The 16,967-nt window shown below is 50.2% G+C and carries 11 protein-coding genes; 7 read left to right on the forward strand and 4 right to left on the reverse strand.

The features are described from left to right. Window positions 1-30: 30 nt before the first annotated feature. Window positions 31-2,706, reverse strand: a complete 2,676-nt coding sequence (locus CVV44_01290; protein ID PKL41297.1) for an ATPase — start codon at window positions 2,704-2,706, stop codon at window positions 31-33. 435 nt (window positions 2,707-3,141) lie between these two features. Here CVV44_01290 and CVV44_01295 point away from each other — a divergent pair, with 435 nt between their 5' ends. Beyond that, entirely contained in the window at window positions 3,142-3,330 is a 189-nt protein-coding gene (locus CVV44_01295) for a hypothetical protein (protein ID PKL41298.1), read from the forward strand. 7 nt (window positions 3,331-3,337) lie between these two features. On the opposite strand, the gene CVV44_01300 is transcribed toward CVV44_01295, so the two are convergent. The 3 genes from CVV44_01300 to selD all read right to left on the reverse strand — a co-directional run bounded on the left by CVV44_01300 (window position 3,338) and on the right by selD (window position 5,749). Continuing rightward, entirely contained in the window at window positions 3,338-3,955 is a 618-nt protein-coding gene (locus CVV44_01300) for a hypothetical protein (protein ID PKL41299.1), read from the reverse strand. Between the two features lie 160 nt (window positions 3,956-4,115). Next, window positions 4,116-4,679 carry a hypothetical protein gene (locus CVV44_01305; GenBank protein PKL41300.1) on the reverse strand — a complete coding sequence of 188 codons (564 nt, stop codon included), beginning with the start codon at window positions 4,677-4,679 and terminating at the stop codon, window positions 4,116-4,118. Then, a complete protein-coding gene (gene selD, locus CVV44_01310; GenBank protein PKL41301.1) occupies window positions 4,676-5,749 on the reverse strand; it encodes a selenide, water dikinase SelD in 1,074 nt (357 codons plus the stop codon). Before selD ends, CVV44_01305 begins: the two co-directional genes overlap by 4 nt. A 133-nt stretch (window positions 5,750-5,882) precedes the next feature. Between selD and CVV44_01315 the strand changes: the two genes are divergently transcribed. The 6 genes from CVV44_01315 to CVV44_01340 all read left to right on the forward strand — a co-directional run bounded on the left by CVV44_01315 (window position 5,883) and on the right by CVV44_01340 (window position 16,917). Then, window positions 5,883-7,331, forward strand: coding sequence for an FAD-binding oxidoreductase (locus CVV44_01315; protein ID PKL41302.1), 1,449 nt, complete (start codon window positions 5,883-5,885; stop codon window positions 7,329-7,331). 38 nt (window positions 7,332-7,369) lie between these two features. Beyond that, window positions 7,370-8,467: a hypothetical protein gene (locus tag CVV44_01320; protein ID PKL41443.1), complete on the forward strand. Its 1,098-nt coding sequence runs from the start codon at window positions 7,370-7,372 to the stop codon at window positions 8,465-8,467. Window positions 8,468-8,599: 132 nt separating this feature from the next. After that, entirely contained in the window at window positions 8,600-11,134 is a 2,535-nt protein-coding gene (locus CVV44_01325; GenBank protein PKL41303.1) for a long-chain fatty acid--CoA ligase, read from the forward strand. 28 nt (window positions 11,135-11,162) lie between these two features. Next, window positions 11,163-11,960, forward strand: a complete 798-nt coding sequence (locus tag CVV44_01330; GenBank protein ID PKL41304.1) for a hypothetical protein — start codon at window positions 11,163-11,165, stop codon at window positions 11,958-11,960. Between the two features lie 182 nt (window positions 11,961-12,142). Further along, window positions 12,143-15,487: a hypothetical protein gene (locus CVV44_01335; GenBank protein PKL41305.1), complete on the forward strand. Its 3,345-nt coding sequence runs from the start codon at window positions 12,143-12,145 to the stop codon at window positions 15,485-15,487. 167 nt (window positions 15,488-15,654) lie between these two features. Further along, window positions 15,655-16,917, forward strand: coding sequence for a DEAD/DEAH box helicase (locus CVV44_01340; GenBank protein PKL41306.1), 1,263 nt, complete (start codon window positions 15,655-15,657; stop codon window positions 16,915-16,917). Window positions 16,918-16,967 lie beyond the last annotated feature (50 nt).

The following is a 16,967-nucleotide window of genomic DNA, read 5'->3' on the forward strand; positions in this document are numbered from 1 at the left end:
TGCGGGCTCGCCGCTGGTGAGTCCTTCATCTTACCGGCTATTTTCTCCTCTCCGTGAAAAAAGGTCCACGAGTACTCCCGTGATGATGTTGAACAGCGAGGCCGCCAGGGAAAGGGACACGATGATCATCCACATGGTACCGTTATAAATGGGACTGGTATAAAAAAGAAGGTTCAGGGGTTTGATGAAGACGATGGCGGCGATCATGGCAATGGTCAGCACGAATACGCCATGCAGTATGAAATTAGGCCGGCTGAACCGTTTCCAGAGAGTTCCGTCGCGCATGATGAATACATAGAGCTGCGGCGAGAAAAGTGTAATGATGAATGCCCCGGTCCGCGCCGTGGTGACGTCGCCGGTCATGTTATGGATCAGGATATAACCAGCGCTTATGGCCGCACCGAAAACAATGCCGTCCAGGAGCACCCTGACTCGTTCCCTGCCCGTTACCAGGGGCTCCTCCATGCCCGAGGACTTCTTTTTCATTATGCTCTTGTCGGACCTGTCCGTGCTGATACCCACGCCCGGCAGGGATTCCATGATTACGTTGGACCAGAGGATATGTATGGCCGACAGGGGAACATCGTATCCCAGGAGAGGAGTTGCCAGGATCGTGATGACCTTGCCCAGATTGTTCGTCATGAGAAACCTGACGAGTTTGCGGATATTCCAGTAAAGGGTCCTTCCTTCCTCGACGGCCTTGATGATGGTGGAAAAGTTATCATCGGTGAGAATCAGGTCCGCCGCCTCCTGGGTGACCTGCGAGCCTGCCCGGCCCATGGCCACGCCCACAGTGGCACGCTTCAGGGCAGGCGCGTCATTGACGCCGTCGCCCGTCATGGCCACACTGTGGCCCATGCCTTTCAGTTTGTCCACTATTTTCAGCTTGTCCATCGGTGATACGCGGGAGTAAACGCGCAGGTGTTCAACCCTTTCGGTAAAGGCTTCGTCTGAAAGCTGTTCCAGTTCTTTGCCGTCGATCACCTCCGAGGGTGATGAGGCTATCCCCACGCTCCCGGCAATAGAAAAGCCCGTTTCCTTGCTGTCGCCGGTTATCATGACTACGCGTATATTGGCCGAATGGGCGTTGGCAATGGTATCTTTTACTTCGTCCTTGGGAGGATCGTAAATGACCGCGGCGGCTATGAAGATGCAGTCTTTCAGGAGGTCGTCATCGATGCGGGAGATGTCGCTGGGTGTGTCCCGGTACGCCATACCGATAACGCGGAATCCCTGGGATGAAATTTTTGCCAACTCCCGAATGATTTTATGGCGCATTCTCTCGTCCAGCTCGATCTCCTCATTTCTGTGATGGAGTGCCGTGCAGAGGTCCAGAATTTTTTCCGGTGCTCCCTTTATAAGGAGCTCTCTCTGTCCATCGGGAGATTCCACCAGTGAAGGCGAGATCATGGTCTCCGATGAGAAGGGGATGGTGTCGACGGTTGTATAGGAAGAAAAGAGAGACGGTTTGAATCCCGCCATGAGGGAGGCCTTGATGAGGGCCGTCTCCGTGGGGTCTCCCGTTTCCCGTACCACGGTGCCGTCCTCTTCATGGATTGTGGCCGTGGAGCACCGGTTGGAGATAAGGGCAATCTTGTTCATTATGTCCGTCTCTCCCTCGGACAGGAGCATGAAGAGTTCCGCCATGCTCATGAGTTCATCGTTGATAAAAAATTCCTTCACCGTCATGTTGTGCTGGGTTATGGTGCCGGTCTTGTCGGTGCAGATGAAGTCCACGTTGCCCAGGGTTTCAACCGAGGAGAGCCTCTTGACAATGACCGACTCTTTTGCCAGCCGTTCCACGGCCAGGGACAGGGCAATGGTTATGGAAGCGGGGAGTCCCTCGGGGAACACGGCCACCATGACGCTAACGGAGATGAGGATGGATTCATAGAGTTTCAGGTCACGGAAGAGGCTGATACCCAGGACGGACAGGGCCGAAACCGTGGCCACCACCATGAGGACACGAATTTCCCGGCCCAGCTTTATCTGGAGCGGTGTTTTTTCATTATCGCTTTCCTGTATCGACGCGGCGATTTTTCCCATCTCGGTCAGGGAAGCCGTATTGACAACCAGGGCCCTTCCCGATCCCTTGAGGACCTTGCTGCCGGAGAAGAGCATGTTCTTCATCTCGTAGAGCGCGGGATTGTCGATGTCGATGGATTTTATTTCCTTCATGACCGGTTCGCTTTCCCCCGTGAGGTGGGCCTCGTCGGCGAGAAGTCCGTTGCTTTCTATTATTCTTGTATCGGCCGGGATGATATCACCGGCCTCGAAGACAATGATGTCGCCGGGCACGATGAATTTTGAAGCGACAATTTCTATAATTCCATGCCGAAGAACCCTGAACTGCGGGGAGAGGATTTTTTTCAGTTCTTCTACGGCCTTTTCCGCCTTGTTATCCTGTATCATGCTTATGATGGTATTGATGATGACAACACCCAGGATGACAAATCCCTCGATAAAGTCATCGATGAAGAAAGAAAATGCCGAGGCTACGGCCAGTATGATGACCATGGGTTCGATCATGTAGGTCAGGAGTTTCTGAAAGAAATTCTTCTTTTTTGCGGGGGCTATTTCATTAAGGCCGAATTCTTCTATTCTTCTCCGGCTTTCTTCTTCGGAGATTCCCTTCGGTGAGGTGTTCAGCGTCGAAAGGGCCAGATCAACAGTCATACCGGACATGCTTTGAAGACTTCTGTTCATGTAATTTACCTGTTAAAAAAGATTGTGTTGGAATCGTTTATCAGAGAGTTCTTTGAGTCCCTGCTCTCAACAAAAAACATTTGAAGGATCTGCGTACCTGTATGTACACAGGAATCTTTCTCTGGTTACCGCATTATTTTAATAGTACTTTCCCGGGTATTATTTTTACAAAATTATCACTGTCAATGGATATTGACAGAATATGACAAAATTGTGCCAGTTTTGAGGAACCATGGCAACTGAATTTTACATCGGGCTGAAAAAATAGACAGTATGTGGATTGCAGGTGAATGATAAGGTAATGGTTCATCGCTGTAAGCAAAAAAACTATTGCAGTTACTGTATGATTTAATATATTTATTGTAAGAAAAGTATATTCATCCATGGGAAGGTCTTTTTATGGCAGGGAAAAAAGGAAATTATCGCCGTCTTTTAATGATGCCTATCGTTCTATGGACGGTGTTTTCTTTACTCAATCTGATTTATCTTTCTATTGTTAGTGAAAGAGTGAAAACCATAAATACTCTGGTGGCCATGGGCAGTGCCGTGGCCCTGGAAATTCTGTCGGTGTATAAAGGGACAAAATACCGGGACAAGGGAATAACAGAGATACGGAGCAGGTAACGGTATATCATTTCACCATGAAGAGAAAAACCAGAAATACTACCGGCGTGATGGCAATCAGCAGGTTGTAAAAGATAAAAGGGAGCACGAAGGCCCTGGCGTAGATATATTTGCCTGTGATAATGTCCCAGGCAGTATCCATTTTGTCATCCATGGTCATGATATAATAATCGATCAGGTCATGGTTGACCTGATAGAGTTGTAGAATTCTGCTGTATGCGCTGGAAATAACGTTGAATGTTTTTTCTTTTTCCCTTGGTGATACGGCGGTATGCCCGATCTTCTGAAGCTCATTATACAGATTTTCAATCTCAATGGCCGATATGTAGAGCTTATCGGCATTCATTTTATAGTCCTTTGATGAATCGATAAGGCTCAGCACCAGGATGAATACAGAAATGACTATGGTAAAAAATGTAATGTAATTTAACTGATGTGATTTTAGCGGTATGAAATTGACAAAGGTGATGGAATTAATGATAAGGGCATAGGATGATAGAAAGGCTATGGTGGCAATAGACAGGTCGTGCTTTTTTTTCAGGCGGCGGTAGGCATTATACCGGGCGCCCCGGGTAATCCACATTCTCTGTAAAAGATCGTTATAAGGACGTGTTTCTTCTTCCATGGTTTATATCCTCCGTTTAGGAAAAATCCGCCGATGTAATCAGAACCATGAGAGATGTCAAGAGAATATTTTTATTGGAGTTTTGTTGCGGCCAAAAACCGGTGTGTTGAAAGATTCCAAGGCCCTGAAACAGGTGATCATGGAAGCTTTATAATGCTGCTTATTTGATAGGGGTTCGCTTTATTGATTCCTTCTCCAGGGCCTTGAACAGTTTGATGACATTGCTTTCAGTAAGGCGACGCCTCATCCATATGGGGACATAAAAATTTGGTTTAACCTGAAGTGTATATGTTACACGACATTTCCCATCGTCGGTCTTTTCAATGGCCCATTCACCCCGATTGATTCGAAAAGGCCCCTTCTGCTGATGCCAGCGCAGGAGCCTGTTTTTTATGATTATGACGGCTTCAAGTACCATGGAAACGCGTTTGAAGGCGAATTTAACCTCCTTGTCGATGATACTGCTGGCCCCCATGGTTTTGATGACTCTGCTCTTGATGACGTTGGGAACGAATTCCGCGTGATGGTCGAAATCGGTCAGCATCTCCCAGACTATTTCCGGCGAGGCATTGATCGTTCCCACGGCAACGGTTTCGTAAAAGTCATTTTTTAATCCGCTCGTTATGTGTATGCTGGTTTTATCCAGCTCCTCTCCTGCCGCCGGAAGGGCAAAGAGAACGAAAAGGAGGCATGTTGGCATCAGGTGCATCTTGAGATTTTTCATACAATTCTGATTCTCTGTGCCGGCGATGTTTTCACTGAAGCGATTATTCTTGCCTCGGATATGCCGCGGTTGAGCATTTCCTTCAGCAGGGCAGGTGCATCAGCGCCGGGAAGAGCGATGAGCAGTCCGCCGGACGTCTGCGGATCGAAGAGAATATCGGATAGATGCAATGGTATATCGTCGTTGATATGACAAAGGGCCTCTGAATAGCTTTTATTCCGATACAGGCCTGCCGGGACAAGTCCCATCTCACTGTTGTCCCGTACGCCGGGAAGCACGGGCAGAGACGAGGAATTGATCTCTATTTCCAGCATATCCCCCGCCAGCATTTCCTTCATGTGGCCCGCCAGGCCGAAGCCGGTGACATCGGTGCAGGCCCGGACAGGATAGGTGCTCATGACTTCGGCAGCGTCGCGGTTCAGGGTAATCATGGACGTGATGAAGGGTTTGACTATTTCCGGTGTGGCCATATCGGCCTTGACAGCCGTACCGATGATGCCCGTGCCCAGGGGCTTGGTCAGTATGATGGCGTCGCCGTCCTTCAGGCCGTGGTTTTTGAGAATTTTTTCGGGATGGATACGGCCCGTAATGGACAGACCGTATTTCAGTTCATTGTCCTCGATGCTGTGTCCTCCCAGGAGCTGGACGCCGGCCTGGCTGAGAATATGGAGGCCGCCGTTGAGGATGGCCGTAAGCACATCGAGGGAGAATTTTTTCAGTGGAAAGGCCACGATATTCATGGCCGTGACAGGAACGCCCCCCATGGCATATACGTCGGACAGGGCATTGACGGCCGCTATCTGGCCGAAGGTGAAGGGATCGTCGACAATGGGCGTGAAAAAATCAAGGGTCTGCACCAGGGCAATATCATCGCTTATGCGGTATACGCCGGCGTCGTCGCTTTTATCGAACCCTACCAGGACATTCTCATCATAGGAGACATGGACGTTTTTCATTACCTCGAACAGGTCCGCCGGACCCAGTTTCGAGGCTCACCCGGAGCCGGTGACCGATTCCGTCAGTCTCAGTTTGTTGAGATCTTTATCATTTATGTTGCATGTATCACTCATGAAGGCACAGTAGGATTATTTATAAAATTTATCAATAATTAAAATTATTTTTTCGGATCAGTTCCGCCCGATTTCCTTCATAAGGGCCGCGAGGGATAAAAAAGTCTTGTCATAATCGGGAGCTGTCCCTTTAATGAGACCCACTACAATAAAGGGAAGTCAATCAATTATGTATCCGCCGACAGACAAAAACAGTCTTCTTGCCGCGGCCCGGTCCCTGACGAAAATTCTGGGCGGGCATAAAGTTATTACCGACCTGGACATTCTTGAAACCTATGCTGTTGATGAAACATCGGACCTGAGGTCCATGCCCGATATCCTGGTGCGCGCCGAAAGCGTCCAGGATGTGAGCACCGTTCTCCGCGTATGCAGTGAAACAGGTGTTCCCGCAGTGCCCCGGGGAGCCGGCAGCGGTGTAACAGGCGGGGCCATCGCGGTACAGGGAGGAGTGGTTCTATCACTTGAACGGATGAACCGTATCCTGGAAATAGACCGGGAGAACATGGTGGCCGTGGTCGAGCCCGGCGCCATTACGGGTGACATCCAGAAGGCCGCACGGGACCAGGGACTCATGTATCCGCCCGACCCGGCAAGCCTGGACATCTGTTCCATCGGCGGCAACGTGGCCGAGAACGCCGGCGGCCCGCGGGCCGTTAAATACGGGATCACGAAAGATTACATTCTGGGCCTTGAATGCGTTCTTCCCGGCGGGGGCATAATTCATACGGGCGGGAAAACCGTAAAGAACGTGACAGGATATAACCTCACCGGTATTATCATCGGTTCCGAAGGGACCCTGGCCGTAATCACCAAAATATATCTGCGTCTCATACCGGCGCCTCCCGTGAGCCGGGATCTCCTCATCCCTTTTGATTCTCTCGACGATGCCATAGACGCGGTATTTTCCATACTCACGAGCCGTGTTGTTCCTGCCGCTATTGAGTTCATGGAGGAGGACGCCCTGAAGCTGGTGTCGAAATTCCTGGGGAGCGAAATGCCCTTTCCCGAAGCCCGGGCCCACCTGCTCATCCAGGTGGATGGAAGTACGGAAGATGCCGTATATGCGGATCTGGAGAAAATAGGCCGGGCCGTGTCGGTGCCGCAGGAGCGTATCATCGCGGCCGAATCAAACGAACAGCGCGAGCGCCTCTGGAAGGCGCGCCGATCCATACGTGAGGCCATCCACTCCGAAAGCCCCGTGTTTCTCGCCGAGGACTGTTCCGTGCCCCGGTCGAAGATACCGGCTTTTCTGAAGGAGCTGAAGAGTTTTCTTCTGTCACGGAACCTGAAATCGGTCATGTTCGGCCATGCCGGTGACGGCAATGTTCACATCGATGTGTTGAAAGGAGACATGTCCCGGGAGGACTGGACTGCCATGGTGCCGGGTCTTAAAAAGGAAATATATGAAAGGGCCATAGCCCTGGGAGGGACCATCTCCGGTGAACACGGAATCGGCTTTACCCGGAAGGAGTATATCCCCATGGCCTTGAATCCCGCAGAGATAGACCTGCACCGCCGCATCAAGGCTGCCTTTGATCCCAGGGGTATCCTCAATCCCGGCAAGGTGATTCCCGATGCGTGAAACTATGACGGTCAGGTAATGCAATGACGAACAATGATATGGCCGCATTCGATGTCGCGAACGGTGACGGTGTTACGGGAACAGGGCAAAAATATCTGAATACTCTCGGGGGATGGGTCGATTCCCTTTTTCTTTCCCTGCCGGGTCTGATCAAGCCCTTTCTTCCGCGTCTCTCCTTCAGGCGCGAAGATTTTGAAAGGGAACTGGACTTTTATTTCAGTGAAGGATATGTGGATAATCCCCGTTCCTTTTTCCGACAGCCTGAAAGAATTCCAGACTATAGAGTTGCCTCCATGGCTTCATCAAGCGGTATTCCCTGCGAGCTCATCTCCTTTGTCAGTGACTACCGGACCGTGAATCCCCTGGTCCGTGAACGTTTCGACAGCCATAGCGCCAACAGGACCGGTTATCTTATCCGGTGGGCCCACGGTGATCAGGGACGGAAAACCGTACTGTGCCTCCACGGATTCATGCTGGGCGAACCGGCCCAGGCCGAAAAGATGTTCCAGGTGCGGCGTCTTTTTGATGCGGGCCTTGACGTGGCCCTTTTCATAACGCCTTTCCACTGGCGCCGTGCGCCGGAATCACCCTTCATGCGTGGAATGTTCCTGCAGCCCGGTGATCCCGCCATGACCGGTGAATGCTTCGGACAGGCCATGCACGACCTGCATGTTTCCTTTGGAATTCTTCGGGACCTGGGCGCAGGAGAGATCGGCCTTGCCGGCGCAAGCCTGGGCGGGTATAACGCCGCTCTTTTTATCTCACTCTGTGATGAGCCCGCCTTCGCCGCCCTCATTGTTCCGGCCGTCAATATGTCCCGGCCCTTCGGTGTTGAAACGGCCTCACATGCCTTTAAGGCCGACACGGAACTGATGATAAAGGCCCGGAAAGTCTGGGAGCTCCATTCCCCACTGCATCTGCAGCCTCGTATCGATCGGGACCATATCCTCATAATCGCCTCGCGGGGAGACCGGCTCTGTCCCTTTGACCAGGTTCTGGAACTCTGTGAGAAATGGGACTGGCCGCGGCACCGGTTTCTCACGGGCGGGCACTGGCTCATATTTAACAACCGTCTCCGCGGCAGAGCCTGGTATTCCTTTCTCCGTGACCGGGGATTTATGGAACCGGTGTTCTGACCCCTCCCTGTCCAGTTACCATTCTCTCATAAACTAACTTCATAAAGTCATTTCTGGATAAAAAGGTTCTGAAGTGTGCTTGACCTTTTTATCAACAAATGATAAAGTTTTAAATACGCAGCCATTGCATAAATGCGGGATCATATCTTAAAAAGAAAATTATTACAGGAAGGTAGCATGTTTCTGCAGGACCATAATAAAACGGCCTTTATCTACGATGATGTGCACATATCCTACCGTGTGCTCATGTCCAGGGTTGTCTTTTATGATTCTCTGTATAAAATAAGGAAGGGTGACCGCGTGGCGGTTTTATCGGAAAACCGTCCCGAGTGGATTTACGCCTTTTATTCCGCCTGGAAAAAAGGGGGCATAACGGTGCCCCTGGATTTCGCCCTGAGTGTCGAGTCCCTCACGGAGATATTGAAGGATTGTTCTCCAAAGGTTATATTCTGTTCCGATAAAGAAGAGGAAACTGTCAAAAAGGCCGTTAAAAAGGCCAGGCTTGCGGTAAAAATCCTTGTCTTTGAGCGCATGGCCATGCCCACACATATCGAGTTTGATGATTTCACCATACCGGTTTCGGGTAGTATGGAAGACCTGGCCCTCATCATGTATACCTCGGGGACCACGGGGAATCCTAAGGGCGTTATGCTAACCTATAATAATCTCATGGCCAGCATTGAAAGCCTCGTTGCAATGAACATGCTGCGGAAAAATGACATTCTTATCGGCCTCCTTCCCTTTTATCATATACTGCCCCTCCAGGGCCTGGTGGTGGGGACCTGCGTGGTGGGATATACCGTTGTCCTGGTGAAAAGCCTCGCCGCCGAGGATATACTCAAGGCGCTGCAGAAATACCGGGTTACCATGTTTCTCGGCGTTCCCCGCCTCTACGAACTTTTTCACCGCGGCATCATGACCAAGGTCAATGCCAGCCCCGTGGGGCGCGTCCTCTTCGCCCTGGCCTCGCGGATCGACAGCCTTTCCTTCAGCAGGGCCCTGTTTAAGAAGGTTCATGACTCCTTTGGCGGCAATGTCCACGCTTATCTCACGGGAGGGGCGAAGATGGAACCCAGGATCATGGACGATCTCTGGCACCTGGGATTCAAGATGGTAGAGGGGTATGGATCGACGGAGACGGCGCCCCTCATAGCCTTCAATCCCTTTGAAAAAGTCAAACGGGGATCCGTGGGCATCCCCATGGCCGGGACCTCGGTGAAGATCGTCGATGACGAGATCGTGGTAAAGGGACGCAATGTCATGAAGGGATATTATAACAACCGCAGGGACACGGACCGGGCTCTCAGGGACGGATGGTATTATACGGGTGATACGGGACACATCGATGATGAAGGGTATCTCACGGTCACGGGACGCAAGGACGACATAATCGTGCTTGCCAACGGGGAGAATATCAATCCCGAGGAGGTTGAACTCAGCATCATGAAACTCTCTCCCCTGGTGCAGGATATCGGCGTGACGGAGTTGAACGGCCAGCTGGCGGCCTTTGTCTATCCAAATTTCGATATGTTCCGGAAGGAAAATATCATCAACATTTTCGAGACCATCAAGGTGAAGGTCATAGAGAACTATAACAGGACGGCGGCCAATTACCGGCGCATTCTTCATGTCAAGATCGTCAAGGACGAGTTTCCCAAAACACGTCTGGGAAAACTGAAACGCTATATGCTGAAGGAGCTGCTCCATGATAAACATGTCCGGCGCGATTACGATGATGAGCCGGTATTTCGCGAGTATGCCATACTCAAGAAATTTCTCCGGGAGATGAAGGGATTCGTTCCCGTAAAAACCGATCACCTGGAAATCGACCTGGGACTGGACTCCCTGGACAAGGTCGAACTGCAGACCTTCGTGGAAAGGAATTTCGGCCTGTTTCTCTCCGACGAGGAGATGGCCTCCCATGCCACGGTACTTTCCATGGCAGAACTTATCCGTGACGGCAAGGTGCGCGTGAGCAATGAGGAATTTAACTGGGGGAAAATACTTTTGCAGGAAAACACCTTCAGGCTTCCCGAAGGGCATCTCAGGCTCAGGGGACTCCGGTCCTTTGCCCGGTTGTTACTGCACTGGTTTTTCGAGATCAGGGTCCGCGGACTGGAAAGCATTCCCGGCAACCCCTTTATCCTGGTGGCGAATCATCAGAGCTATCTCGATGTATTGATTCTTCTCACCATTCTTCCCGTAGAGCTCCTGGAAAACACCTACTTTCTCATGAAGGATAATCCTCGGCGGTCAAAGATCCTGGGTTTCCTGTCGAGGGGACGGAATATCATCATCGTAAATATCGACCGGGATCTGCGGGGTTCTCTCCAGAAGGCAGCCAGGGTTCTGGAGAAGGGGAAGAACCTGGTCATTTTTCCCGAAGGAATACGCACACGCACGGGCGCCATGCAGCCTTTTAAAAAGCTGTTTTCAATTCTCAGCAGGGAATTCAATGCCCCCGTGGTTCCCCTGGCCATTAAGGGAGCGTACGCGCTCATGCCCTATGGAAAGGTGCTTCCGTCACGGGGATGCATCGAGTTTATTTTCAGCGAGGAGATCTATCCCGGGAAGATGAGCTATGACAAACTGACCAGGAAGGTGGAGTCCCATATAGGCGCCATTGTCGAAGCCCTCGAAGGGGAAAAAATCGGGGCAAAAAAATAGTGTTTGTTAGCGTGAACAGGAGGACGGTATGGTGGAAAGCATGATTTTACTTCTAGCGACAAACCTGGTCATCATACTTGCGTGCATGACGCTCTTGTGGCTCGTGAGCCTGGTAATAAAGGATGCCAGCATCGTGGACAGCTTCTGGGGACCGGGATTTGTCATAGTGACCTGGTCCACCTTCGCGCAGACGCAGGGATTTTTAGATCGTAATATCCTGGTTTCAGTCCTGGTAACCCTGTGGGGAATGCGCCTTTTTCTGCATATCTTCACCCGGAACCTGGGCAGGGGAGAGGATTACCGGTACATTGAAATGAGGCAAAAACACGGAAGCCGGTTTCCTCTGGTGAGTTATTTTACAATATTTCTTTTTCAGGGTATTCTCATGCTCATCATTGCGTCATCAGTGCAGATATCACAGCTTTCGACGCTGCCCGATCACTGGACCTGGACGGATTTTATCGGTGCCGCTGTCTGGTTATCGGGATTTTACTTCGAAGCCGTGGGAGACTGGCAGCTCAGGAGGTTTCTCGCCGATCAGGGAAACCGGGGAAAGGTTATGGACCGGGGCCTCTGGGCCCTTACCCGGCATCCCAATTATTTTGGTGAAGCCGTCATGTGGTGGGGCGTATTTATCATCGCCGCTCCCCTGCAGTACGGGTTTGTTACCATTATCAGCCCGCTCCTCATAACCTTTCTGCTCCTGCGCGTGTCGGGAGTTACCCTGCTGGAAAAGGGAATGATGAAAAAAAACCCGGCCTATGCCCGGTATGTGGAGACTACCAGTTCCTTTGTCCCCTGGTTCAAAGAGCGAAGCGGGAAATGACGCTTCCCGATTGAGGGGTGTCCAGGTTTTGGGCCCGTTGCTTCTTCACAATTATTAAATAATGCAAAAATCCAAAAAAATAGTTGACGATGGGACGGTTTTTCCCTTACTTACTAATATGTACTTCAAGTACATATTAGTAAGTAAGGGAAATTGCCATATATTCTTTAAGGGAGTTAATTATGGAAACAGATCATAGCACTCAGGTTCTCCAACCGGGGGAAAAGGACCTTTCATATAGCGCAAGGCAGGATGTATCGGCAGATAAACTGAAGGTCCTCAAAATACAGCGGACCTGTGTTCATGACGGGCCCGGTCTCCGCACAACGATTTTTTTCTACGGGTGCGGTCTGAGATGTCTATGGTGCCAAAATCCCGAAGCGCTGGCCTATCCGCCCGATCTTCCCTTTGACGGTAATTACCCCATAGCCGATATTCTGGATACGGTATTGAGAGATAAAGAGTATTATTTTTCAACGGGGGGAGGCGTGACACTGAGCGGAGGTGATCCTTTATTGCAGAACCCCGACAGCCTGATCAGCTTATTGACCCTGCTGAAAAAAGAGAAAATTCATATAACCGCTGAAACGACACTCCACGCCTCCTGGAAAAATATTGTGAATATCGCACCTTATATTGATCAGTTTCTCGTCGATCTCAAGGTTGCAGGCGATGACGATCTGCATGTTAAACTCACCGGTCAGAACAGCATATTGATTCACGCCAATATCAGGCAGCTGATTGATAGTGGTGCCGCCGTGAAGTTCCGCATGGTGATGGTTCCGGGACTCAACGACAGTGAGGCCGGCATCAAAGCAGCCGCGGAATTTTTGCAGTCCCTGGGATATGAGTCGATTGAGTTGCTGAAATATCACAACATGTACGAAGATAAAGCCAGGCGCCTGGGCCTGGACCAGGTGTCATTAAATATCAGCCCTGAACAGAGCCTTGCCTCACTCAGGAATGCCGTGGTTTTGTTCAGAGACAATGGCATTAAGGCTGAAAATGCCGATCTGGATTCGTCGCGGCAGCAGACCGTTTTTACACAGCGTGTCCATGACATCCAGAAGGATATCAGGGAAAGCGGACGTGCTCTCTGCATGGAAGTATCAAAATTGAAAACCAGGTATTACCGTAAAAATGGTTTTAGCAAACCGACTCCCATTCACCGGGCGCAACGTCTTTCCTATGTGCTGAAAAACAAGACAGTCAAGGTTTACCCCGGCGAACTGCTGGTCGGTAATTTTACCTCGAAAAGAGTAGCGGGCCAGGTATGGGAGGAGCAGTATGGTATTCTCGATATCTCATTTCTCTACAAAATAAACCGGCAGAAACCCGTGTCCTTCCAGTGTTCATTCCGGGAGAGGTGGTATTTTTATACACGGATATTCCCCTTCTGGCTCAAGCACAGTCTCATAGCAAAGGTATATCCCAGATTATCTGATTTCATTGTGATGCTTGCGCGTTCTTCGGAAATGGTTGCCGGCTTTAACAATAATATGGCGGCGATCGCCCATTTTATCGTCAATTTTGAGCGTATCCTGACCCTGGGAACCACGGGCCTTATAGAAGAAATCAGGACTGCACAGAAAGAGAAACCCGGGAACAATCAGGATTTCTACAATGGCGCCATAATTGCCCTCCAGGCCCTGGAAAACTTTGCTCAGCGGTATGCCGACGATCTGACGCGCATGTCCCGGGAAGAAAGCGATCCGGTGCGCCGCAAGGAACTGCAGGAGATGGCTGATATCTGCCGTCATGTTCCCAAAAATCCCGCGCGTACCTATCATGAAGCGCTGCAGAGCATGATGTTTCTGCAGATCGCGCTGTGCATCGAGGCCTATGAAAATGCCGTGTCCTTCGGCCGTCTTGACCAGATCTTATATCCTTACTATAAAAAGGATATTGAAGCGGGAAGGATTACCTATGAAAAAGCAAAAGAGCTCCTGTGCCTGTTTGTTCTTAAAATGGATGAAGCGATTTTAGTCAACGACGGTGATTCATATCTCAATGTCAGCAAACTTTTTGAAACCCTGTCTACGGACCAGGCAGTGACCTTTGGCGGTGTTGACAAAGACGGCAATGACGCCACCAATGATGTAACGTACATGCTCATTGACGCCTGTGAGCTGCAGCCCCTGGCCATAAACATGACGGCACGAATTCACAGGGACAGCCCCGCTGCTTATCTGGACCGGCTTGCCGAAATTTATATAAACGGGTGTCCCATGCCGGAACTCTTCAGCGATGACATTTACATTGAATCAATCCAGAGGCATTACCCTACCACCCTGGAGCATGCCAGGAACTACGCCATTGTGGGATGTGTTGAGCCCAATGCCTCCGATGATCATTTCGGCAATACGGACTGCGCCAACATGAATCTTGCCCTGCCGCTTTTACAGGCGCTGAAGGGACATGAACATGATCTCTGGAACTTCGGGGGTCTTGACCAGCTGGAAAAAATTATGAGTAAGTTTGTCGAATATAATTTCAGCGGTAAAAATATATTTTCGCAATCAGTCACTTCTATTCACAATAAAATTGTTAAACGAATACATGCAAACAAGGGATTGTTTGTCTATAACCCGCCATCGGACATGGATGAACTGCTTGAACGCTTCCAGGTGCGATTGAATCATCTGGCATCGGCAATCCTGGCGGATCATCAGAAAATTGAAAAGGCGCTTCGTGAAAATTTTACCACGCCCCTTGCCTCCTCGCTCTACAGGGGCTGCATTGAAAGAGGAAAGGATGCATATGAAGGCGGCACGACGTTCAACAGCAGCGGCATACAGGCCGTGGGCGTCACCGATGTGGCGGATTCCCTGCATGCCATTGACGAGGTCGTTTTCAGGAAAAGGCTGTATACGATCAATGATGTCATCAACGCCATCGATAACAATTTTGAGGGGGACCATGAGCGGCAAATAAGATCGGCATTGCTGGCGGTGCCGAAATTCGGTGATGATTCATCCCGTGATGCGGCCCGATGGGTAACGAAGGTGATGGAAATCTTTAATATAGCACTGGCATCGGTGGAGAACTGTCCGCGCGGCGGTGTATATTCCGCCGGCTACTATGCCCTGAATGTGAGCGACCGTTACGGTAAAAAAACCCAGGCCCTGCCATCGGGCAGATTGCACGGTGTTTCTCTTGCCAACAGTGTTACGCCGCACTATGGCATGGAAGAGTCGGACCTGTTTTCATCGTTGAATTCCATTGCGGATGTCAACTTTACCGATTATGCCGCGAATGGCACAACAGTTACCTTCACCATAGATTCCGCCCTGTTTCCGGGACATGAAGGGGTAAAAAACCTGGCAAGCATTTTCAAAACCTTCCTTACCACGGGCGGCATGCAGTTTCAGCCCAATGTCATCAACCGCGAAATACTGCTCGATGCCTATAAAAATCCGGAAAAGCACAGGTATCTCATGGTTCGTGTTGCCGGATACTGTGCGTACTTTAATGAACTTTCCGATGAATTGAAACAGATCATTATTAACAGGACCTGCTATGCTTAAAATGGTATTTTGCCTTTAACCGCAGTATCCCTCCGGCGGGATATTTAATATAGTCATTGACAAAAATCAGTGTTGGTCCATTGTGACCGCAGATACATCATATAAACATCCCGCTGTTTCACAAACCTCATGTCTCAGCCGGCTTTTCTAAAGGAGAAAAATAGTTAATGTCATTCGAAAATCTGCAACTCATCACGCCTATTCTGGAGGCTTTAAAAACAGAAGGATATACAACACCGACACCCATACAGGAACAAGCCATTCCCATCATTCTGAAGAAAAGGGACCTGCTCGGTTGCGCCCAGACAGGAACAGGGAAGACCGCGGCATTTGCCATCCCCCTGCTTCAACAGCTCTTTGAAGACAGGCGATCACCTAAGGAATCACGACCCATCAAGGTGCTGATACTGACTCCCACCAGGGAGCTTGCCATTCAAATCGGTGAAAGCTTCGCCCGGTACGGGAAAAAAACCGGACTGAGGCAAACGGTCATTTTCGGCGGCGTGCCGCAGAAGGCCCAGACCGACGCCCTCCGGAGGGGTGTGCAGATTCTTATCGCCACGCCCGGCAGACTTCTTGACCTTATGGAGCAAAAATATATAGACCTGAAAAATATTGAGCATTTTGTCCTCGATGAAGCCGACCGTATGCTGGATATGGGATTCATCCACGATGTAAAGAAAATCATCGCGAAACTCCCGAAAAAAAGGCAGACGCTGTTTTTTTCAGCTACAATGCCGCCGACGATTTCCAAGCTGGCCGATTCAATACTGACAGACCCGGAACGGGTCTCGGTGACTCCCGTTTCGTCTACCGTTGAATCCATCAGCCAGTCCCTGTATTATGTCGACAAAAAGAACAAGAAGCCGCTGCTTCTTCACCTCTTGAAAGACCCTGCGATAATTACCGCACTGGTATTCACCCGCACAAAGCATGTGGCTGACAAGATCACCCGGGACCTGGTTAAAGCCGGCATACGGGCCGAGGCAATTCACGGCAACAAGTCGCAGAATGCACGGCAGCGTGCGCTGGAGAATTTTAAAACAAAGCGAACACGGGTGCTTGTAGCAACGGACATTGCGGCCCGGGGCATTGATGTTGTAGAGCTGTCCCATGTTATTAATTATGATCTGCCCAATGTACCCGAAACCTATGTTCACCGCATCGGACGGACAGGCAGGGCGGGGCTCAGCGGGATCGCTCTTTCATTCTGCGATGGGGAAGAAAGAATTTGCCTGGCCGATATACATAAATTGATAGCACGAAAGATAACAGTGATAGAAGGACATCCGTTTCCCGCGATGGAAACATCACCCGCACTGAACAAACAGATTCCGTCGAAGAGTTTTTCAGGGAAACCGGCTGTTCATGACACAAAACAATACGCGGTAAGAAAACCGGTAGCCAGGCCACGGTACGCGAAGAGATGATGCCGTTACGGTAAAAATAATGTGGAGAATATGTTTGTTAATCAGGTTTA

The organism is Spirochaetae bacterium HGW-Spirochaetae-1, assembly GCA_002839375.1.
In the GTDB taxonomy this organism is placed as follows: Bacteria; Spirochaetota; UBA4802; order UBA4802; family UBA5550; genus PGXY01.

Bases quoted from the DNA above. Each gene is read 5' to 3' on its own strand.
- CVV44_01335 (PKL41305.1), top strand. From the start codon at position 12,143: ATGGAAACAGATCATAGCACTCAGGTTCTCCAACCGGGGGAAAAGGAC.
- CVV44_01315 (PKL41302.1), top strand. From the start codon at position 5,883: ATGAGACCCACTACAATAAAGGGAAGTCAATCAATTATGTATCCGCCG.
- CVV44_01330 (PKL41304.1), top strand. From the start codon at position 11,163: ATGGTGGAAAGCATGATTTTACTTCTAGCGACAAACCTGGTCATCATA.
- CVV44_01325 (PKL41303.1), top strand. From the start codon at position 8,600: ATGCGGGATCATATCTTAAAAAGAAAATTATTACAGGAAGGTAGCATG.
- CVV44_01340 (PKL41306.1), top strand. From the start codon at position 15,655: ATGTCATTCGAAAATCTGCAACTCATCACGCCTATTCTGGAGGCTTTA.
- CVV44_01295 (PKL41298.1), top strand. From the start codon at position 3,142: ATGATGCCTATCGTTCTATGGACGGTGTTTTCTTTACTCAATCTGATT.
- CVV44_01305 (PKL41300.1), bottom strand. From the start codon at position 4,679: ATGAAAAATCTCAAGATGCACCTGATGCCAACATGCCTCCTTTTCGTT.
- CVV44_01290 (PKL41297.1), bottom strand. From the start codon at position 2,706: ATGAACAGAAGTCTTCAAAGCATGTCCGGTATGACTGTTGATCTGGCC.
- CVV44_01300 (PKL41299.1), bottom strand. From the start codon at position 3,955: ATGGAAGAAGAAACACGTCCTTATAACGATCTTTTACAGAGAATGTGG.
- CVV44_01320 (PKL41443.1), top strand. From the start codon at position 7,370: ATGGCCGCATTCGATGTCGCGAACGGTGACGGTGTTACGGGAACAGGG.